The following is a 19,764-nucleotide window of genomic DNA, read 5'->3' as shown; positions in this document are numbered from 1 at the left end:
CGGGTACGGCATACATTAAAAGAAAGAGATGAAAAATCATGACATACATTAAAAACGTTGAAACATTGGAAGAATTGAAAAAAGCCTACAAAAAGTTAGCTTTGAAGTTACACCCCGATTGTGGCGGTTCAGATGAAGAAATGGCACAACTTAATAATGAATATGATGATTTATTTGAAAAATTAAAAAACACTCATAAGAATAAAGACGGTGAAACTTACACCAAAGAAACAACAGAAACACCCGAACAGTTTAAGGATATTATTAATAAACTGTTCAATCTAAAAATGGACGGCGTAGCAATCGAAGTAGTAGGAACATTTATATGGCTAACAGGTAATACAAAACCATATAAAGAAGATATAAAAGCCCTAGAATTTCGATATTCACCTAAAAAATATGCTTGGTATAAAGCCCCTAAAGATTACAAAAAAAGAAGTCATAAAAATTATGACATGAATACAATAAGAGGAATGTATGGAAGCCAAAAAATTAAAGAAGAAAAAGAAGAAAAAAAATACTTGCAAGCCCGATAGGGTTTGCAAGTTACAAAGAAAGGAAAATTTAAATGAATATTGACATTAAAAAAATTAAGTTTGAAGGAAATACTTTACGAGTTTTAAAAGCAACAGCAACGGAAATGAGAGGAATAAATAATAATGAAAAATATAATTTTGATTTATATCAAATTGAAGCACGTTCGCCAATGTCAACGAAAGAAATAAGTTTAACAGTTGATTTTATTGAAAAGAAAATATCAGGTGATATTATTGCTTTTGGTGATTGGTATGATTTAGATAAAGAGACAGTTATAGAAATTATTAAACAAATAGAAAAGGAAAATCAAACATTAAGAACAATTAATTTCATTTGAAAAAGTACCAAAAACAAGAAATTTATTTTTCTTGTTTTTGGTACTTTTGGGGTTTATTTGCTTTAATATATTCAGAAAATATTTTCAAAAATTCTTCTGTTTCTTCAACTGTTAAATAGTCAATTTCAAAATATTTTTCTAACAAAGCGCCTTTTTCGATCAACCGCTTTGTTCTTTTTTTTCTATTTATATTTTGCTCGCTATTCGCTCGCAAAATATTTTTTTGAATTTTTAGTTTTTCTATTTTTTTGTTGATGTCATTTAAATCATTATTTGCCATAACTATTTAAGTAATTCAGAAAAATTTTGACTATTCGCATTTAATAAAGTTTCTAATTCGTCATAGAATAATTCTTTGTTTTCTTCAATAGATTCAATAGAAATATCATTTTTTGAAAGAGTAGAAAGTACAAAATCACCAATATCTGCTTTTGATTTTAGAATTAATTCTTCTTTTTTCTTTTGTAATTCTTTGATTTGAAGTTCAATATCAGAAACAGTTTTTTTCTTTCTTTTTTTTGGTTTAGATTTTGTAATTAATTGATTGCTTTCTGTATTGATATTTTGATCCTCGTTTTCCATATAATATCCCTCCTGATTTAATATATATTTCTATCTTATTATATTTTTTGCGTAAAATCAATAAATTAAAATAAAAATGTCAGGATAAACATATTTACTTTATTATTGATAAGTGGTAAAATTAATTTATAGAAGTTTCCCTTAGATATTTTACTAAGGGCGCACTTATACCCCTAAATTTCATTTAGTGGTAATTGTGCTATAAAACTTAATTTACATTTCGTTTTATCGTCAAGCGTGTTTGTTAAAATTCGCTACGCTCATGTTTGAAAAGAAAGAGAGGTGATACAATTGGCAATCTTCCATTTATCTATGACAATAGCAAAAAGAGAAGGCGGAAAAAGAAGTTTAATTGCAATGGCTTCTTATCGAAGCGGTGAAAAATTGTATAGTGAACTATATGAAAAAACTAATCTATACAACCATAGAACTGTTAAACCAGAAGCTTTTATTTTAAAGCCTGATTATGTACCTAATGAATTTTTAGATAGACAGACTTTATGGAACAAAATGGAATTAGCAGAAAAACAGGTGAATTCTCAACTTTGCCGAGAAGTAAATGTAGCATTGCCAATTGAATTAAATAATACAGATCAACGATCACTGATAGAAGAATTTGTTAAAGATAATTTTGTCAGTGAAGGAATGATTGCAGATGTAGCTATTCATAGAGATGATGAAAACAATCCCCATGCTCATATTATGTTAACAATGAGAGAAGTAGATAGTGAAGGAAATATTCTTAACAAGCGAAAAAAGATACCTAAACTAGATGAACATGGAAACCCGATTTTATTAGAAAATGGTAAAATTAAAATGGTTTCTATTAAAACAAATGATTGGGATAGAAAATCTCTTGTTTCTGAAATTCGTAAAGATTGGGCAGACAAAGTTAATCAATATTTAAAAGATAGAAATATCGATCAACAAATTACAGAAAAATCGCATGCGGAACTTGGAAAAAAAGAACTACCAACAATTCATGAAGGTTTTTACTCAAAAAAATTAGAAGAAAAAGGAGTTATAAGTGAGTTAAAAAGAAAAAATTTAGAGATTCAAAGTTACAATGATATTCTAGCCGAACTTGATAAACTTGAAAGTCAAGAGAAAGTGTTAAAACAAGACCAAAACTTCACTTTAAAATTTGAAAAAACTTTCTCACCTTTAGAAAAAGGAGAACTGAAAAATCTTTCAAAAGAATTGAAATTATTTATTAATGATGAAAACATTGATAAACGAATAGGTGAATTAAAACGATGGGAAAATTCACTTATCTTTAATAATAAAATGGAAATTCAAAAACAACGTTTGATGTTAAGTAAAATTAGTAGTGAACGAGATATGCTTACAAAGGCAAATGAAATTTTAGACAAACAAGCAGAAAGATTCTTCAAAAAATCTTACCCAAGTTTGAATATTGACAAATTTTCAAATCACGAAGTTAGAGCAATGGTTAATGAAACCATATTTAGAAAACAGTTATTGAATAAAGATCAGTTAGCAGAGGTCATTTACAATGAAAGAGTCGTAGAAAAAGAAGAAAGTAAAAAGATTTTTAAAGAAAAACCATTTCAGACTAGCCGTTATCTTGATTCAAAAATTAAACAAGTTGAAGATAGTATAACAAAAGAAAATAACCCTGAAAGAAAAGAAATTTTATCAATCAAGAAAGAAAAACTAATAGTAATAAAACAAGGATTGATAGAATATGTTCAATCAGAAGTTGAAAGAAAATTTGATAAAAATGTTTCAATAGATTCAGTCATAGAAGGCGAAATGCTACTTGCAAAAACTGACTATTACAAAACAACTGATTTTTCTAAAGTCGAAGGAGTTGCTAGATTCAGCAGTGAGGAAATTAATTCCATGTTGGAACAATCAAAAGGCTTCTTAACTAACATTCAGACAGTGAAAATTCCTAATGATTGTCAAGGTGTATTTTTTGTTCAAGATAGCATGAAACATATTGATGAACTAAGCCCATTAGCAAAACAAAATCTGAAAAAGGTTGTTAATCGCAATGCTTATTTACCTGATTCTGATAAGATAGAATTAAGTAAAGAAATTGAAAATACCAATAAAGATCAATCCCAAGAATTGGATAAAGACGTACCAGAAAAAAATGAAGTGACTGTAAAAATGTTCCAATTTGCGAAGTCAATTAATCGTTTGTTGAGTGGTAACCAACTACAGAAAAAACGAAACCTAGACAAATTGATTAAGCAAACAAAAGCAAAAAAAAATCAATCATTACAAAGGAATATTCCTTTGCGATAAAATAAAAACAAGAGGTGTATAAAATGAAAAAATTTATCAAAGATACAAAGTTTAAGCTTGGAAGTGCGGTTGTTGCGTTGGGTACATTGTTTATTACTGATCCAGTGTTTGCAGCCACTGATCCACAAGCAAAATTAGTTCAAGCAGGTAACACTATAAAAGGTGTTTTAACAGCCTTAATTGTTGTAGTTGGTGGGATTGCTTGTGCAAAAATTGTTATTAAATATTTGCCGTCTATTGATGATCCACAAGAAAAAAATACCATGTATAAAGCATTAGGAACAGCTTTGCTTGTTACGGCATTAGGTGGGGCGTTGGTTTGGTTAGTACCTTGGGCGTATGGCTTACTTGCTTAATAGAGAAGGGAGTTAGTTATGAATAGCGATCAAGTGAAACAAGCCCTATTAGATTTGTTAAATGCAGATACTGAAAAAGGGCGGACTTGGTTTTTTCCGTCTAACGTATCTGACAGATATACAGTTATATTAGGGCTAGATTTAAAACAATCAGCAAAAGCAATCGGTACGGCATTAATAAGCGTGCTATTGGCAATTCTTATTTTCCGTAGCACAGCCGTTTTTCCTTTAATTATCTATGTCATTGTTGGTTTGGTGTCATTTGGTGGTGTATGGGCGTTTTATACGATTAAACCAATTACAGACCGCCCTAACATTTCTATATCTGATTTTATGAAGCAAAGAAAAGACTTTTCTAAAAGACCAAAAGTCTATTATAAGAAGCCGAAAGAACGAGTGTAAAAGAGAGGTGATTTAATTGTTTGATTTTCTAAAAACAAGTTCCAAAAGTAACGATAATAAAAAAAGCGATACGATGAAAGAAATGATTTATTGGGAAGATAATTCAAGATTTCAAGGCGTATTTAAAGATTTTTTTGTCGTTTATCAGCCAGAAAAAAAGCAATTTAGCCTTGTGAGCATGCTAAAAGTTGACGGCTTAAACGTTGATACCTTGCCAGTATCAGAGCAAGAAGGTTTAAACGAAGATTTTGGTGTCTTTCTATCTCAAAACGTTCTATATGAACCGCAGATCACTTCTAAGAATGTACCAGTAGAAATTGACGATTTTGTAGAAGCCTGGGGGAATACAGTAGAAAATTATCGCAAAATGCCAGGGCATAACGAAGCTTTATTACAACTAAAGGCTAGTTACTATTATCATTATAGAAATTTAGCAAGTAACATGGAAACTTCAAAGAAACAACATTTTGTAATTAATTCTGAACCAATTTCAAAGGAAACTTACGACAGTTTGGAATTGTCTTATCAAGTTTTACGTGATAAGACAAGAACAATCAGAACAGCTTTAATTGCATTTTTAAGTAAATATGATTGTCAGGTTGAAATTTGTACGATTGGCGAGATGAAAAAGGTTTTGAATAGTTAGGAGCGTTAAAATGGAGAAGATACCAAAAGAGAAAATTGTCTTGATACCCGAAGTTGATACGGACGTTGTATCTGATTTAGCACCATTTAATTTTACAATAGAACGTGACAAATTATTAATCGATGATTCATACGCAGTTCCCTATGTCATTACAAAATACAATAATAAACCAAGAGGAAATTGGTTTAATCGTATTCGTAAAATGAGTGGAGATATAACCATATCTCATTACTACACTAAAGCAAACGGTAACTCATTGAATGATTATTACAACAGAACCATTAAGAACAAGCAAGCAGAGATCGATCGTTCGCATGATCCGTTGACGATTATCCGTTTAGAACGTGAAATGAAAATTGCACAAACGCAGTTAGAACAAGCCGTTGACGAAAACACTTCTTATCTTTATTTATATACCTATGTTTTGATCAAAAGTAAGTCCGAAGATAAGCTAAAAAAATTGTGTGAAGATTTTGAAACACGTTGTATCGCAAGTGGAGTAAAAGCCTTGATTCCATATACTATGATTGATAAGGCGTATTGGAGTGCCTTGCCGTTACAATCTAATGAAGTACCTGAATACACCTATACAATCGCTAATTCAATCAGTGCAAGCAGTATTTTTCCTTTTGATGATAATGAATTAAGTGTATTTACTAAAAATATGATTATCGAGGGAATCAATAAAGATACTGAAAATATTGTTAGTATTGATTACACAAATAGAAAATTAGTAGTTAATCGTAACAAATTTGTTTTTGGTCTATCAGGTGGGGGAAAAACCACTTACTTAACGTCAGACTATTTAAAAAAATATGCTTTTTCTGATAACTCAACAGAATTAAGGCACAGAATCGTTTTATTTGATCCCGAAGATGAACAAACAGAGCGTGTACGTTCTCTAGGGGGCGAAATAATCAATCTTTCGTCTATGTCAGATGTTCGTATCAATCCGTTTCAAATCTACTCACGCAATACACCAGATGTGGATTTAAAAGAATCGTTATCCGATTTTGAAGAGGACGAACTTGTAGAAAATCTTGAAATAAAGCATAAAGATTATGAAATGACTGACAATGATATTGATAAAGAAATCAGTAAACGAATGAATATTTTAACGCCTTATTTCCTAATGGTAGATCATTCTTTGACTGATAGTCAATTATCCATTATTAAAATAGAAGCGAAAAAATGCTATACCACTTTATACGAGAAGAAAAACTTGTCAAAAATGGAAAACACCGATTTTCCAACATTTTCAGACTTAGAAAGTCGATTGAAAGCATTAGAAGAAACTGATCCCAAACGATACAAGCGAATTGAAGATTTTATTTATTCATTAGAAGATTTTACAATCGGAAGCCGTACGATATTTAACGGTCATACAAATATTGACTTAAACAATCCGTTAATTTGCTTCTCTTTGCGAGATTTACAGACCGAAGAAGGAATCAGAGATTTAGCATACCTCAACAGCTTTAGTTATCTATTTGAAGAAATAACCAACAATCCGCAAATTGTAACGTCTGTTTATGCAGATGAATTTCACTTTTTACTGAAGAATAAAATTAGTGCTGACTTTTTCTTCCAAGCATATAAACGCTTTAGAAAATACAATGCTGATTGTACCGTATCAACCCAACAGATTGATGATGTATTAAAAGCACCTGATAATATCGGTAAAGCAATTATTGGGAATAGCTTTACAAAAGTATTCTTTGGACTTGATGAAACGGAAGCACAAGGTATTTCAAATGAGTTGAAACTTAAACTCACAAAAAAAGAATTATCGTTCATTACCTCAAAACGTCAAGGGGAAGCTTTGCTTTTTCATGGTACAAAGCGAGCAAAGATAAAAGTAGATTTAACACAGGAAGAAATGCGTTTGCTTAACCCAGGCGAATATGAAGATATTTACGGCGTTAGTCCGAAGAAAGAGATCAACTGGTTGTTAAGATCGAAAATTCAATAGAAGGGAGAAAAAAATGAAATACAAAATCTTGAAAAATTTACAATTCTACTATCAAGAGAATGTAATTGTCGTCCAAATAAACGAAAAATATTTGACGAATCGAGAACATATTTTTGATGTAGAAGAAAGTGAACAATATTTTGTTGATGTCGAGGAAATTTTAACCAAAGACGGAAAACTAGAAATTGTTTATCACCGTCCTAATGGCTATACACCACTACTTGATTTAAAAGAATATGCTGATTTTTATAAATTGGATATAGTGAATCGATTACTTGAAATGAATGTACTAGAAAAAACAAACACCTATCTAGCAATGCAAAATATCCTACTCAAAGATACACGTGACTTGCTTTTTATTTATAAAGCAGATCATTTTGGTAATTTGCCTTACTCAACTAAAGAAGAATTAGAGCAATGGAAAAATTTTATTTGTAGTTTTTTTGGTAAATACACGCTTGAAAAGTATGAGAAGAACCGTATCGAAGTTCTAGCAAAAGAAAAAAATTCATTTTTAAATGATATAGAAGCAGTTGAAAGCCTAGAATCATTAAGAGATTTAATAAAAAATCGACTAACCGAAGAACAAAAGAATTTCTTTTCTACTGAATTACAGGATAAGAAAGCAGACGTTCGAAAAATTCGCAGAAATAAAAGCTTAAAAATTGCGTTAGTTGTAGGTGTTATTGCGTTATATGGTGGTACGGTTTTTCTTATGAAAGTAAATGAGAATAAACAAGTTACGGCTACACAGCAAAGCGCAGAAACCGAGATCACTATTTTAAATAAGATTATTGATAATGATAGTGAGAATATCGAAGAGGATATGCAAAAGCTCAATTATCCTAAGAAAAAACAAGTTGATATTTACGTGAAACTTGGTGATTATACCAAGGCTTATGAACTTGATAAAAAGTCAGATAAAAAAATTATTCAAAGTCTGTACAAACAAGGAGAAACCGAAAAAATAGAAGCCCTTGATTTACCAGGAAGCGACTATTTAGCAGACTTCAAAAAGATTTTAGCGTATGACAATTCAACAGATATTGAGTATCTGGTTCAAACTAGTACCGATACAACAATTGTTGAAGCTTTAATCGATAAATCAGTAAAAGAAAAAGACATTCCAACAGTGAAAAATATTCGCCAAGTATCAATTACACAAAAGAAATTAGCAATCGATCCTAAACGTCAAATCAGCATGATTGACTTATTGATTGAAAATAACAGTGAAGAACTAGAAAATATGTATAAGGATAATTCTTTAAATGAGGACTTGAAGAAAAAACAAACCAATGACTTGTTAGAAGAAAACAACACATTGCTTAGTGAAAAGATTGAATTAACAAACGCTGAAAAAGATTAGGAAGGTTGGTGATTTCATATCATGGGAGCAACAGCTGCTAAACTGCTTATTCGTTATCGAAAACCGATAGCGAAAGCAATTTTAGGCTTTTTCGTCTTTATCATTGTAATCTTCCTTCTTATTTTTAATAACGATCAAACAGCCCCTAGTGGCGGACTAGCAACAGAAAACCAAAATTTAAGTGAATCTGTTTTGAGGTACAAACGTACCGTTGAAAAGTACGCTAGACAATATGACGGTATGGAATATGTGCCTTATATCTTAGCCCTTATGCAAATTGAATCAGGCGGTGAAGGTGGCGACCCTATGCAATCAAGCGAAAGTTTAGGACTGCCCCCGAACACTATTAAAGACCCCGAACGAAGCATACAACGAGGAGTAGAGTTTTTTGTAGAAAATATGAAAAGCGCTATAAACCGAGGATCAGATATAAAAACAGCCCTTCAAGCGTATAATTATGGCGGTGGTTTTGTTGATTTTGTAGTTAAAAATGGCGGAACGTATTCTTTTGAGTTGGCTAAACAATTTTCTATTAATATGTCAGGTGGCGAAAAGGTACCTTATGTCAATGCTTTATCTACTTCAATGGGCTACAATTACCGCTATAACTACGGAAATATGTTCTATGTGCCAAAATTACTTGAATACGTTAACGAAAGCCAGGCAAGCGCAGAGGGCGTTCAAAACAATTCTAATAATACTGGCGTTGTTCAAGTTGATGTACCTAGTGAGTACAAAAATAAATTACGTTATCCAAGATATGACGGACATAACTATAATACCAGTGGCAGTTATCCTTTTGGGCAATGTACCTGGTATGCTTTTAATCGTATGGCTCAAATAGGAAAACCAGTTGATGATTTTATGGGCAATGGTGGCGAATGGGGCTATAAAGGGAAAGCTTTAGGCTATAAAGTAACAAATAAGCCAAAAGTAGGTACGGCAATTTCTTTCCCACCTGGTTCTTTTGGCTCTGATCCAGTTTACGGACACGTTGCCTTTGTAGAAGTCGTAAATGCAGACGGTACGCTTCTTGTATCAGAGTGTAATGTAGTAAACCCAGGAAGTGGAACAATCAGTTATCGAGTAGTGCCAGCTTCTATTGCAAATATTGCAAGTTATGTTGAATAAGGAGAGGAAGAAATGGAGTTTGACAAAATAAAAGTTAGTTTGTTTATCTCAACGCTTGTTTTACTTGTGGTTACCATAGGTATGGTTGTTTTTGGGATTAAACAAGGCGAGCAGATCCGCCAGTTAAAGAGCGAATTAAAAAGCGTACAAACGGAATTAGCAAACAAACAATCGGAACAAGACACTAACCAAAGCGAATCGGAAAAAATTATCAAAGAATTTTACAAGACCGTTTATAACTACGAAAAAAGCCAAAAAGAAATATCTATGACAACGGTTAAAGAATTAGCGACAGACAACGTTTATCAAGAATTACAAAACGAGATCAACGTAAACAATTCATATAGCCCACAGCAAAACACGATTCAAAAGTCTTCAGTAAACGAAAATGAAATAAAAATTCTTGCTTATGAAAGTAAGGATAATTCACAGCAATATCTAGTAACAGCACCGATTCACCAGGTTTTTAACGGTACAAAAAATGATTTTGAAATAAACCAAATTATCCAAATTAAAAACCAAAAAATTACCCAAAGAACGACCATTCAATTAGGAGAGGAGTAGAAGCATGGCGAAGAAGAAGCAAGAGCAAGTAAAACTGATTACCCTAGTTATACTCTATCTACTATTATTACCAGTAACATTGATTGTGTTTAAATTATTACCTTTTATCATTGCGAATGATACAAATATTGAATTGAGTACCTTTGTTACAACTATTTTAAAGCACCCGATCAATACTTTTTTAGAGATCATTCAATCTAATTACATGATTCCGTTCTTCATTGTACAAATCATTGTTTTAATTATTTTATTTGTCTTTCTACACCCTACCAAACGCCAACCGTTTGAGGTTGTCGGGAAAACAAACCCTGTTCATGGATCGGCTTATTGGGGGGAAGAATCAGAAATAAACGCACCAAAAAATGTTCATTTGATCCCTGAAAAGTCAATGAAAAAGATATTAGAAAAGTCAATGAGGAGGGGGAAAAATGAGTAGTTTGTTAGCAGAATCAGACGGTTTAATCTTAGGGAAATTTCAAAGCGGAAATGTTGTGATCCAACCCGAAGATAGCAAAATAAGCAATCGAAATATTTTTGTAGTAGGTGGTCCAGGATCATTTAAAACACAAAGTTATGTTTTGCCTAATGTTGTAAATAATCGCAGTACGTCAATTGTTGTAACCGATCCAAAAGGGGAAATTTACGAGTTAACCAATGAAATAAAAAAAGCCCAGGGCTTCAAAACGGTTGTCATAAATTTTAAAGATTTTTTACTAAGTTCTAGGTACAATCCATTACTTTACATTCGCAAATCAAATGATACAAACAAGATTGCGAACGTCATAGTATCAGCAAAGAATGATCCCAAACGGAAAGATTTTTGGTTCAATGCACAATTAAGCTTATTAAATACGTTGATTAAATATGTTTATTTTGAGTATGAACCAAGCGCAAGAACAATTGAGGGTATTTTAGACTTTTTAGAAGAATTTGATCCACGCTATAACGAAGAAGGTGTATCAGAACTTGATGAACAATTTGAGCGTTTGCCAGACGGACACGAAGCAAAACGCAGTTACTATTTAGGCTTCCGACAAGCACAAAGTGAAGCAAGACCAAACATTGTTATTAGTCTATTGACGACTTTACAAGATTTTGTTGATAAAGAAGTATCAGAATTTACCAGTACAAACGATTTTTTCTTTGAGGAATTAGGAACGTCAAAAATTTGTTTATACGTGCTAATTTCACCCCTAGATCGAACTTGGGACGGCTTAGTGAATCTCTTTTTCCAACAAATGTTTACAGAGTTATATTTTTTAGGGGATAAGCACAACGCAAAATTGCCAGTACCTTTAGTTATGTTACTAGATGAATTTGTCAATTTGGGCTACTTTCCAACATACGAGAATTTTCTTGCAACGTGTCGAGGGTATCGTATTTCAGTTAGTACCATATTGCAATCTTTGCCCCAGGGCTTTGAACTTTACGGAGATAAGAAATTTAAAGCGATCATTGGGAATCATGCCATTAAAATATGTCTAGGTGGTGTAGAGGAAACGACCGCCGAATACTTTTCAAGACAAGTAAATGATACAACAATCAAAGTATATACAGGCGGAACAAGCGAGAGTAAAACGTCTGCAAAAACGACTAATCGAAGCGGAAGTAAGTCAGAAAGCTACGGTTACCAAAAAAGGCGATTGATTACCGAAGGGGAAGTTATCAATTTACAACAAGAAGAAAATGGCAGAAAAAGTATTGTGTTAATTGACGGTAAACCTTACATGTTAAGAAAAACGCCACAATTTGAATTGTTCGGAAATCTTCTTAAAAAGCATGAAATTTCACAGCAAGATTATATAAGCAGTCAAACGGAATTTGCCAAAGAATACATTGAGGAATTGGAAAAACAGCACAAACAACGAAAAGTGCAACTAGCAAGCGCCCCAATTTTTCATGAGAAGAAACAAGAAGATGATTTGAATAAAAAAGAAATAAATCTACCTGAACAACCGATCGAATCAGAAGTAACAGAAGAAGAGGAAGAAAAAGAACTATCAATGAGTGATATTCTAAGTAGTTTTGATGAAGGTATAGAGGAAAACACAGCCAACAATGACAACAGCGAATTACCATTTTAAAGATCGGAGGAAATCAAATGAATGGACTGAAAGAATTTTTTGGGAATATCCCAATGTTTCAAAAGCAAGTCGAACGAGAAATCGAAGAAAAAGGAATTGAACCAAGTGAGGGCATTAAAAAAATGGAATTTAGCCGTCAAGTGATCCGTAACGTAGTGATTGGCGTTTTAGTTGTCGGTATTCTTGCTTTTGTGGGCATTTCTTATTTTAACAATAAGAATCAACCACCAGTGACACCAACAGCCACCACAGAAACCACCGAAAGCAACCAGTCAGAAACAAGCGGAGAAGCCACAGAAAACAGCTCACAAGCCGTTCAAGGTTCAAGCGACCATTTACTCAAATTAAGTGCGAAAGAGCGAGCAGACGAAGCGACAGAAGCTTTTGAGAGTTGGTACAAGTCTTTCTCTAATGGTGACGTGATTTTAGAAATCAACAAAGAATTATTGAAAGAAGGATCAGGCGGTACAAGCCCGATTGAATTACAAACCAAACTGATTGATAACTTAAAAGCCAAGTTTGGCGATAAGGTAGCAGATGATTTTTATACGAGTTTGCAAACAAGTTTCAATTTCAATCCAGTGATCGTTGACGGTACCAAAGGGCTAACGATTTCTAAGCAAAATGACGATCAAAGCCAATGGTTAAATACTTGGTTCTTAGATACGGAAAAAACAGAACAAAACACGAAAATTGTGTTGCGTAATGATTTTCCGTTTGAATGGGTGGACTGGAGAAATGATGCTAGACATAGAGAAGCCTATAAAAATATATTCACGCAATTAGATTGGGATAATGATTTGAGTTACGAAGTTGTTGGAATAAATCTGACAGAATCTAAGAAAAACGTTGAAGGAGTAAGTATCGCATTTGTCATTATGAAGTACAATGAAAAACTTGGTAAGTGGCAAGTAACAGGATCGATTGGAGGGATAATCTAATGCCTAATATTTTAGATGTTGGTGAAAATATAGTTGATTCTGGAAAAGATTTAGTTGATAAAGTTAGCGATACAATTTCAGGCGTTTTTGAAGGCGTAAAAGAGAGTGTGGATAGTGTATTGCACCCTATTGATACCTTATTAGGGAATTGGGGCAGTGACTTGTTAGAAGCCAGTATGAAAATTGCCAATAAGACGACTTTTGATATTCCCAATATCGAATTGATTAGTACCATTACCAATGTGTTTGTCTTTGCAACGACAACCTTTGCGATTGGTATTGTGTTGTATAAGGTCATTGAAGCGCAAATACAAGCTTCTAATGGGAGTGGTGACGCATTGACCGCTAATATTGTTCAAAAGCTGTTTTACTCGTCTATTGCCTTAGCAACGTTGCCCTGGGCAATGAACTTTTTTATCAAAAAGATTGTTGCACCAATCGGGGAATATGTGATTCAACAAGTCGCTAATGATTTGAACGTGGAAACGATCGGCGAACGATTGCGTAATTTCTTAGTTTCCAATTTCTTTAATGGTGGCGTTAGTGCCGTTGTTCTCTTTGTTTTTGTGATATTCTTTGCCTTTTCCATTACCAAGTATTTTGTAGCGATCTGTGTCTTTTATGCCGATTTCTTGGTACTGACTATGTTAACACCATTAGTTGCCTTATCGCTTTTAACAGACGAACAAAATTACTTTCAAATATGGATCAAAGAACTGTTATCCGAAGCACTCACAATGCTTATTAAGCTTATTTTGTACTTACTCATGATTACACTCATGATTGCTGAAAAATATACGTTACCAAACTTTATGTTAATGGTTGGATGTGGCTTGTTGATTATCAAAACACCGTCAGCCCTACAAAATATGTGGTATTCAACCAAAGTGTCAAAAGGTGGCGGACTTGGAAACTTAGCAATGATGGCTATGTTTAGAAAATAAGAGAGGGGGATAACGATTGTCTTATTATTTTGAAATACGAATTATTCTTCCCGAAGAAGAAAAACAATTTTTGAATCGAAAATTAAGTAAAAGCGAATTATCCGAAGTCACACACTATTTACAACAAAAGACAAGTCGAGGAATTCCAGTTAAATTTCGTGTAGGTATTTTTAGAGTAGAAGATCAAACAAAAATTATGTCTGTTACGCTGAATACAAAAAATACCAAAGAAACGGACGTAATTAACTTGTTACTAAATCGAGTAACAGATCAACACGTTTTAGTTTACTTGAATGAACCAATAGAACCAACGCTTAACACGCAAGAGTTAAACCGCCAGGAGATACAAAAAGGTTTAGACAGTCAACAAATACAATCAAGCGAAAGTATAGCTGACGAAGCAAAAGAACCCGATCTTGTTAGTGAAAAACAAAGAAAAGAGCAATCACCCGAAGAAAGTCAAACAAAAGTTAAAGAAAAAACACTATCGAAAAAAACACCTAATAAAAATGGTACAAAATTTAATTTGTTCGTATCTATTTTAGCTTTATTTATTGTATTATTGATAGGAGTAAGCGTTATTCAACAAGTACAACTTCAATCAGTAAAAAAAGAGAGCGAATCATTGAAAGAACAAATTGAACGTGTCAAAGAAACCGATATTTCCCAATCAAAAATAGATACATTTGGTAGATACTTTTTAACTTATTATTTTTCACAAGAAAAAAATAAAGAAAATTATCAATCTAGTTTAAGAAGTTATGTATCAGAAAAAGTAGATATAGCTGATTGGGAAGCGTTAGGGAAAACTCTTAAAAGTGTTAATTATTACGGTAGCGAACAAACAAAAAAAGGGTATAGTGTTGAATACCTTTTAAATGTTACGGTAGAGGATCGTAGTAAAATGCAAAAGATCACTTTTGAAGTAGAACCAACCAAAAACGGCTTTCTTGTGACAAATCAACCAACACTTGCCGACTTCTCTTTTAACTGAAATATGCAAAAAAGAGAGTGCTAAAAATGGGGAAAATTAATCTAAAACAAATTTACACAGCTAAAGAAATGAGTGAAAGGATAGGTAAAAATAGAAATTACCTATCCCAGGCTTATCGAAATAATAAGCATGAAATTCTGAATAAATTTAACTATCGAAAAATTGGCGGTACGCTTATCTTTTCTGATAATTTCAGCAATGACTTATCTCAATTAATTACAGCAAAAGAAGCAAGTCAAACGCTAGGGAAAAATGATGAATATTTTGCCCATATTTATAAACGGTTTCCTCATAGACTAGAGGGAATCGATCACATTTATACAGGAAAAACATTATTTCTAACAAAGGAATCACTAGAAGTTTTTAAAAAAAAGATGAACAAAAATGTCAGATAAAGCATATTTATGATATACTATTTATGTACACAAATACTAATTTTTAAGGAGATTATAAAATGAAAAAATTTGCCCTCTTAACACTATTCAGCACTGCTTTATTAGTATCAGCACCGCTTGTCAGTTTTGCGGACGAAGCAACAGGTAGTTCAGGTGTCAATGTTCTAGCTGATGATGTAGTTGATCCAGTAGAACCAACCGATCCAACTACTCCAGTAGAACCAACCGATCCAACTACTCCGGTTGATCCAGTTGATCCAGTTGATCCAGTTGATCCAGTTGATCCAGTCGATCCAGTTGATCCAGTTGATCCAGTAGAGCCGACAGACCCGACTACTCCAGTTGATCCAAGCGAACCAACAGAGCCAAGCGAACCAACAGAGCCAAGCGAACCAACAGAGCCAAGCGAACCAACAGAGCCAAGCGAACCAACAGAGCCAACGGAGCCAACAGAGCCAAGCGAACCAACAGAGCCAAGCGAACCAACAGAGCCAAGCGAACCAACAGAACCAAGCGAACCAACAGAACCAAGTAAGCCAACAGAACCAGGTACACCAACAGAGCCAAGTAAGCCAACAGTACCAAACAAACCAGTAGACACAAACCCAATCGAAAACCCAGTTAATACAGATACAGGCGTTGTGATCGTTGCAGTTGAAGATAGTAAACCGATTATTCAATTAGCAGACGGAACAACAAAGAAAGTTGAAGCTAAAGAAATTGGTGCAAACGTTCAAAAAGACGGAACAGTAACGGTTAAAGGTTCAGACGGAAAAATGAAAGTTTTACCAAAAACAGGAGAAACAGAAAATATTGCATTGTCTGTCCTAGGGTCATTAATGGTATTAGGATCAGCATTCATTTTTAAAAAGCGAATCTAATTAAGTATTTATAAAAGCATGGTCGCAAGTTTCACTAGCAGCCATGCTTTTATTGAATCATTGTAGGACGTTTTAAAGAGAATTACCCACTTTAAAATTAAACATGCGCTTAGAATTGCTTTAGGAAACACGATCCAGTCCAATAATCGTCGATAAAAACTTTTGAAAAAGGTTGGTGAAATTACCTACTTTTGGAATAATCACAAATCACAAGTGATTAATCACAAATCACAAGTGATTAATCACTTGTTTATTAAGATATTAAAAGCTATAATTTAAAATAAAGCGTGAATTTTATTACACAAAAAGAGGGGGGAGAAACTTGGAGCTAGCATTCAGAAGTCGTTTAAGACAAATGAGAGGAAATAAAACACGTAAACAGTTTGCTGAAGAAATTGGAATGAAAGAATCTAATTACTTAAAAATTGAGTTAGGAAAATCAAACCCGACTGTAAAAACACTGGAACGGATTGCAAAACTTACAAATTCAACCCTGGTCATTGATTTGATCCCTAACGATTCGGAACAGCTAGAATTACAACTAGATAGCGAAATAAGCAAAAAAGAGTAAACGTAATATTTTTACACTTTTTAATTGCTTATTTTTTTTAAAAGCGGTATACTAGATATAACGAAACAACGAACTGAATAAAGAATACAAAAAAAGAGCCACGACCAACTTATTTTCCGCCAAGAAAATAAGTTGCGAGCCTTAATTGATTACCACCAATCAATTAAAGAAGTCGAGACCCAAAATTTGGTAAAGTATTTAATTACTTTATTAATCAGATACTTAAATATCTGTAAACCCATTATATCGGGTTTTTGAGGGAATTTCAAGTCTTTAAGAAGATACCAGGCAATCAATTAAGAAAAACTTAGTTGATTGCCTTTTTTGTTGTGATTCAACTTTGATCGTAGCTTCTAACTAATTAATTTTCGTAAGAAAGGAGAACAGCTGAATGAATATCCCTTTTGTTGTAGAAACTGTGCTTCATGACGGCTTGTTAAAGTACAAATTTAAAAATAGTAAAATTCGCTCAATCACTACCAAGCCAGGTAAAAGCAAAGGGGCTATTTTTGCGTATCGCTCAAAAAAAAGCATGATTGGCGGACGTGGCGTTGTTCTGACTTCCGAAGAAGCGATTCACGAAAATCAAGATACATTTACGCATTGGACACCAAACGTTTATCGTTATGGTACGTATGCAGACGAAAACCGTTCATACACTAAAGGACATTCTGAAAACAATTTAAGACAAATCAATACTTTCTTTATTGATTTTGATATTCACACGGAAAAAGAAACTATTTCAGCAAGCGATATTTTAACAACAGCTATTGATTTAGGTTTTATGCCTACGTTGATTATCAAATCTGATAAAGGTTATCAAGCATATTTTGTTTTAGAAACGCCAGTCTATGTGACTTCAAAATCAGAATTTAAATCTGTCAAAGCAGCCAAAATAATCTCGCAAAATATCCGAGAATATTTTGGAAAGTCTTTGCCAGTTGATCTAACGTGCAATCATTTTGGGATTGCTCGTATACCAAGAACGGACAATGTAGAATTTTTTGATCCCAATTACCGTTATTCTTTCAAAGAATGGCAAGATTGGTCTTTCAAACAAACAGATAATAAGGGCTTTACTCGTTCAAGTCTAACGGTTTTAAGCGGTACAGAAGGCAAAAAACAAGTAGATGAACCCTGGTTTAATCTCTTATTGCACGAAACGAAATTTTCAGGAGAAAAGGGTTTAGTAGGGCGCAATAGCGTTATGTTTACCCTCTCTTTAGCCTACTTTAGTTCAGGCTATTCAATCGAAACGTGCGAATATAATATGTTTGAGTTTAATAATCGATTAGATCAACCCTTAGAAGAAAAAGAAGTGATCAAACTTGTTAGAAGTGCTTACTCAGAAAACTATCAAGGGGCTAATAGGGAATACATTACCATTCTTTGCAAAGCTTGGGTATCAAGTGACTTAACAAGTAAAGAGTTATTTGTCCGTCAAGGGTGGTTTAAATTCAAGAAAAAAAGAAGCGAACGTCAACGTGTTCATTTGTCAGAATGGAAAGAAGATTTAATGGCTTATATTAGCGAAAAAAGCGCGATAGATAAGCCTTATTTGGTGACGACCAAAAAAGAGATTAGAGAAGCGTTAGGCATTCCTGAACGGACATTAGATAAATTGCTGAAGGTACTGAAGGCGAATCAGGAAATTTTCTTTAAGATTAAAACAGGAAGAAATGGTGGCATTCAACTTGCTAGTGTTAAATCATTGTTGCTATCGATCATTAAAGTAAAAAAAGAAGAAAAAGAAAGCTATATAAAGGCGCTGACAAATTCTTTTGACTTAGAGCATACATTCATTCAAGAGACTTTAAACAAGCTAGCAGAACGCCCTAAAACGGACACACAACTCGATTTGTTTAGCTATGATACAGGCTGAAAATAAAACCCGCACTATGCCATTACATTTATATCTATGATACGTGTTTGTTTTTTCTTTGCTGTTTAGTGAATGATTAGCAGAAATATACAGAGTAAGATTTTAATTAATTATTAGGGGGAGAAGGAGAGAGTAGCCCGAAAACTTTTAGTTGGCTTGGACTGAACGAAGTGAGGGAAAGGCTACTAAAACGTCGAGGGGCAGTGAGAGCGAAGCGAACACTTATTTTTTGAACTTTTATCTAATACTTGACTTTTTTAACATGTACAGTTACTATGTATATAGTTAAACTTTATACATAGTAACTGTACATCAAGAGGAGTGTTTTTATATGATTAGAAATCCATATTTACCTTTAACCGAAACAACTTTTTATATTCTGTTAGTTTTAACTTCACCTGCTCATGGATATGCTATTATTCAAGAAATTGATAAGTTAAGCGAGGGTTCAGTTAAGGTAGCCGCTGGAACAATGTACGGAGCGATTGAAAATTTACTTAAACTTAAGTGGATAGAAGAAATTCCAAGTAGGGAAAAAAGAAGAAGAGTTTACAAAATTACTGATATAGGAGAAGAAGTTTTAAAACTAGAAATAGAACGTCTAAGAAGCCTGATTAAACTATCTTCTGAATTTGGATATTAGGAGGGGACAACATGAAGAAATTTAGAATTTTCTTATCCTTGAAAAAAGAAGAAGAATGGATCAATTCTATACAGGAAGAGGGATATAGGTTAGTTTCTGTTAATTCTCTGGTGCCTATGTATACTTTTGAAAGGTTCTGTTGCAAAGTTTTAAATAAAGAATAAAATCCCTTACGGTATCTATGATTTAAGCTGGGATTCCCAATAATACCTTGATTTCAGTACAGACCGAAAACCCGAAGAGAGTGCCTTCTTTTCGG

Annotated in this window: 22 protein-coding genes and 1 pseudogene; 21 read left to right on the top strand and 2 right to left on the bottom strand. The window is 33.2% G+C overall.

Features of this window, described 5'->3' with window-relative positions:
* The first annotated feature begins 38 nt into the window (after positions 1 to 38).
* Both P3R27_RS12615 and P3R27_RS12610 read left to right on the top strand, forming a co-directional pair.
* Entirely contained in the window at positions 39 to 536 is a 498-nt protein-coding gene (locus tag P3R27_RS12615) for a DnaJ domain-containing protein (protein ID WP_233060566.1), read from the top strand.
* A 32-nt stretch (positions 537 to 568) separates the two neighbouring features.
* On the top strand, positions 569 to 874 hold the full coding sequence (locus P3R27_RS12610; RefSeq protein ID WP_031644669.1) for a hypothetical protein: 306 nt from the start codon (positions 569 to 571) through the stop codon (positions 872 to 874).
* A 22-nt stretch (positions 875 to 896) separates the two neighbouring features.
* Here P3R27_RS12610 and P3R27_RS12605 read toward each other — a convergent pair whose 3' ends face one another.
* A complete protein-coding gene (locus P3R27_RS12605) occupies positions 897 to 1,154 on the bottom strand; it encodes a DEAD/DEAH box helicase family protein (RefSeq protein ID WP_193809680.1) in 258 nt (85 codons plus the stop codon).
* A gap of 2 nt (positions 1,155 to 1,156) precedes the next feature.
* Positions 1,157 to 1,456: a hypothetical protein gene (locus P3R27_RS12600; protein WP_301359596.1), complete on the bottom strand. Its 300-nt coding sequence runs from the start codon at positions 1,454 to 1,456 to the stop codon at positions 1,157 to 1,159.
* Between the two features lie 291 nt (positions 1,457 to 1,747).
* On the opposite strand from P3R27_RS12600, the gene mobQ reads away from it, so the two are divergent.
* The 19 genes and pseudogenes from mobQ to P3R27_RS12505 form a co-directional block, all read left to right on the top strand.
* Entirely contained in the window at positions 1,748 to 3,733 is a 1,986-nt protein-coding gene (mobQ, locus tag P3R27_RS12595; RefSeq protein ID WP_306425371.1) for a MobQ family relaxase, read from the top strand.
* A 23-nt stretch (positions 3,734 to 3,756) separates the two neighbouring features.
* On the top strand, positions 3,757 to 4,089 hold the full coding sequence (locus P3R27_RS12590) for a CagC family type IV secretion system protein (protein ID WP_000713503.1): 333 nt from the start codon (positions 3,757 to 3,759) through the stop codon (positions 4,087 to 4,089).
* 18 nt (positions 4,090 to 4,107) lie between these two features.
* Positions 4,108 to 4,491, top strand: a complete 384-nt coding sequence (locus tag P3R27_RS12585) for a glycosyl transferase (RefSeq protein ID WP_001083514.1) — start codon at positions 4,108 to 4,110, stop codon at positions 4,489 to 4,491.
* Between the two features lie 16 nt (positions 4,492 to 4,507).
* Positions 4,508 to 5,137, top strand: coding sequence for a hypothetical protein (locus P3R27_RS12580; protein ID WP_073470546.1), 630 nt, complete (start codon positions 4,508 to 4,510; stop codon positions 5,135 to 5,137).
* 10 nt (positions 5,138 to 5,147) lie between these two features.
* Complete coding sequence (locus P3R27_RS12575; RefSeq protein WP_033918713.1) at positions 5,148 to 7,109, top strand: VirB4 family type IV secretion system protein; 1,962 nt, start codon at positions 5,148 to 5,150, stop codon at positions 7,107 to 7,109.
* A 13-nt stretch (positions 7,110 to 7,122) separates the two neighbouring features.
* The gene (locus P3R27_RS12570; RefSeq protein WP_094889691.1) at positions 7,123 to 8,475 is read left to right on the top strand and encodes a conjugal transfer protein TraF; all 1,353 of its coding nucleotides are present in this window, start codon (positions 7,123 to 7,125) and stop codon (positions 8,473 to 8,475) included.
* A gap of 21 nt (positions 8,476 to 8,496) precedes the next feature.
* Positions 8,497 to 9,606: a lysozyme family protein gene (locus P3R27_RS12565; RefSeq protein ID WP_301359713.1), complete on the top strand. Its 1,110-nt coding sequence runs from the start codon at positions 8,497 to 8,499 to the stop codon at positions 9,604 to 9,606.
* Positions 9,607 to 9,618: 12 nt separating this feature from the next.
* Positions 9,619 to 10,170: a hypothetical protein gene (locus tag P3R27_RS12560; protein ID WP_301359712.1), complete on the top strand. Its 552-nt coding sequence runs from the start codon at positions 9,619 to 9,621 to the stop codon at positions 10,168 to 10,170.
* Between the two features lie 4 nt (positions 10,171 to 10,174).
* Complete coding sequence (locus P3R27_RS12555; RefSeq protein ID WP_301359709.1) at positions 10,175 to 10,606, top strand: hypothetical protein; 432 nt, start codon at positions 10,175 to 10,177, stop codon at positions 10,604 to 10,606.
* Complete coding sequence (locus tag P3R27_RS12550) at positions 10,599 to 12,254, top strand: VirD4-like conjugal transfer protein, CD1115 family (RefSeq protein ID WP_301359707.1); 1,656 nt, start codon at positions 10,599 to 10,601, stop codon at positions 12,252 to 12,254. The genes P3R27_RS12555 and P3R27_RS12550 overlap by 8 nt, the downstream gene beginning before the upstream one ends.
* A 17-nt stretch (positions 12,255 to 12,271) precedes the next feature.
* Positions 12,272 to 13,195, top strand: coding sequence for a hypothetical protein (locus tag P3R27_RS12545; protein WP_301359705.1), 924 nt, complete (start codon positions 12,272 to 12,274; stop codon positions 13,193 to 13,195).
* On the top strand, positions 13,195 to 14,139 hold the full coding sequence (locus P3R27_RS12540) for a conjugal transfer protein TrbL family protein (RefSeq protein WP_301359702.1): 945 nt from the start codon (positions 13,195 to 13,197) through the stop codon (positions 14,137 to 14,139). The genes P3R27_RS12545 and P3R27_RS12540 overlap by 1 nt, the downstream gene beginning before the upstream one ends.
* Before the next feature lie 16 nt (positions 14,140 to 14,155).
* The gene (locus P3R27_RS12535; protein WP_301359699.1) at positions 14,156 to 15,133 is read left to right on the top strand and encodes a hypothetical protein; all 978 of its coding nucleotides are present in this window, start codon (positions 14,156 to 14,158) and stop codon (positions 15,131 to 15,133) included.
* A 26-nt stretch (positions 15,134 to 15,159) separates the two neighbouring features.
* Positions 15,160 to 15,528, top strand: coding sequence for a hypothetical protein (locus tag P3R27_RS12530; protein ID WP_010750195.1), 369 nt, complete (start codon positions 15,160 to 15,162; stop codon positions 15,526 to 15,528).
* A 59-nt stretch (positions 15,529 to 15,587) separates the two neighbouring features.
* Positions 15,588 to 16,409 (top strand): LPXTG cell wall anchor domain-containing protein, encoded by an 822-nt coding sequence (locus P3R27_RS12525; RefSeq protein WP_301390152.1) that lies wholly within the window; start codon positions 15,588 to 15,590, stop codon positions 16,407 to 16,409.
* Between the two features lie 322 nt (positions 16,410 to 16,731).
* Complete coding sequence (locus tag P3R27_RS12520; protein ID WP_002328891.1) at positions 16,732 to 16,980, top strand: helix-turn-helix transcriptional regulator; 249 nt, start codon at positions 16,732 to 16,734, stop codon at positions 16,978 to 16,980.
* A 391-nt stretch (positions 16,981 to 17,371) separates the two neighbouring features.
* Positions 17,372 to 18,862, top strand: coding sequence for a primase C-terminal domain-containing protein (locus P3R27_RS12515; protein ID WP_301359693.1), 1,491 nt, complete (start codon positions 17,372 to 17,374; stop codon positions 18,860 to 18,862).
* Between the two features lie 331 nt (positions 18,863 to 19,193).
* The gene (locus tag P3R27_RS12510) at positions 19,194 to 19,505 is read left to right on the top strand and encodes a PadR family transcriptional regulator (RefSeq protein ID WP_301359692.1); all 312 of its coding nucleotides are present in this window, start codon (positions 19,194 to 19,196) and stop codon (positions 19,503 to 19,505) included.
* A gap of 11 nt (positions 19,506 to 19,516) precedes the next feature.
* Positions 19,517 to 19,651: pseudogene (locus tag P3R27_RS12505) on the top strand (DUF2812 domain-containing protein); the annotation flags it as partial.
* Between the last annotated feature and the right edge of the window lie 113 nt (positions 19,652 to 19,764).

Source organism: Enterococcus spodopteracolus (genome assembly GCF_030441955.1).
Classification (GTDB): domain Bacteria; phylum Bacillota; class Bacilli; order Lactobacillales; family Enterococcaceae; genus Enterococcus_B; species Enterococcus_B spodopteracolus.
This window is presented reverse-complemented; position numbering and strand designations above follow the sequence as displayed.

Bases quoted from the DNA above. Each gene is read 5' to 3' on its own strand.
- P3R27_RS12525 (WP_301390152.1), top strand. From the start codon at position 15,588: ATGAAAAAATTTGCCCTCTTAACACTATTCAGCACTGCTTTATTAGTA.
- P3R27_RS12570 (WP_094889691.1), top strand. From the start codon at position 7,123: ATGAAATACAAAATCTTGAAAAATTTACAATTCTACTATCAAGAGAAT.
- P3R27_RS12530 (WP_010750195.1), top strand. From the start codon at position 15,160: ATGGGGAAAATTAATCTAAAACAAATTTACACAGCTAAAGAAATGAGT.
- P3R27_RS12560 (WP_301359712.1), top strand. From the start codon at position 9,619: ATGGAGTTTGACAAAATAAAAGTTAGTTTGTTTATCTCAACGCTTGTT.
- P3R27_RS12550 (WP_301359707.1), top strand. From the start codon at position 10,599: ATGAGTAGTTTGTTAGCAGAATCAGACGGTTTAATCTTAGGGAAATTT.
- P3R27_RS12615 (WP_233060566.1), top strand. From the start codon at position 39: ATGACATACATTAAAAACGTTGAAACATTGGAAGAATTGAAAAAAGCC.
- P3R27_RS12555 (WP_301359709.1), top strand. From the start codon at position 10,175: ATGGCGAAGAAGAAGCAAGAGCAAGTAAAACTGATTACCCTAGTTATA.
- P3R27_RS12610 (WP_031644669.1), top strand. From the start codon at position 569: ATGAATATTGACATTAAAAAAATTAAGTTTGAAGGAAATACTTTACGA.
- P3R27_RS12510 (WP_301359692.1), top strand. From the start codon at position 19,194: ATGATTAGAAATCCATATTTACCTTTAACCGAAACAACTTTTTATATT.
- P3R27_RS12600 (WP_301359596.1), bottom strand. From the start codon at position 1,456: ATGGAAAACGAGGATCAAAATATCAATACAGAAAGCAATCAATTAATT.
- P3R27_RS12545 (WP_301359705.1), top strand. From the start codon at position 12,272: ATGAATGGACTGAAAGAATTTTTTGGGAATATCCCAATGTTTCAAAAG.
- P3R27_RS12575 (WP_033918713.1), top strand. From the start codon at position 5,148: ATGGAGAAGATACCAAAAGAGAAAATTGTCTTGATACCCGAAGTTGAT.
- P3R27_RS12590 (WP_000713503.1), top strand. From the start codon at position 3,757: ATGAAAAAATTTATCAAAGATACAAAGTTTAAGCTTGGAAGTGCGGTT.
- P3R27_RS12540 (WP_301359702.1), top strand. From the start codon at position 13,195: ATGCCTAATATTTTAGATGTTGGTGAAAATATAGTTGATTCTGGAAAA.
- P3R27_RS12515 (WP_301359693.1), top strand. From the start codon at position 17,372: ATGAATATCCCTTTTGTTGTAGAAACTGTGCTTCATGACGGCTTGTTA.
- P3R27_RS12605 (WP_193809680.1), bottom strand. From the start codon at position 1,154: ATGGCAAATAATGATTTAAATGACATCAACAAAAAAATAGAAAAACTA.
- P3R27_RS12565 (WP_301359713.1), top strand. From the start codon at position 8,497: ATGGGAGCAACAGCTGCTAAACTGCTTATTCGTTATCGAAAACCGATA.
- P3R27_RS12585 (WP_001083514.1), top strand. From the start codon at position 4,108: ATGAATAGCGATCAAGTGAAACAAGCCCTATTAGATTTGTTAAATGCA.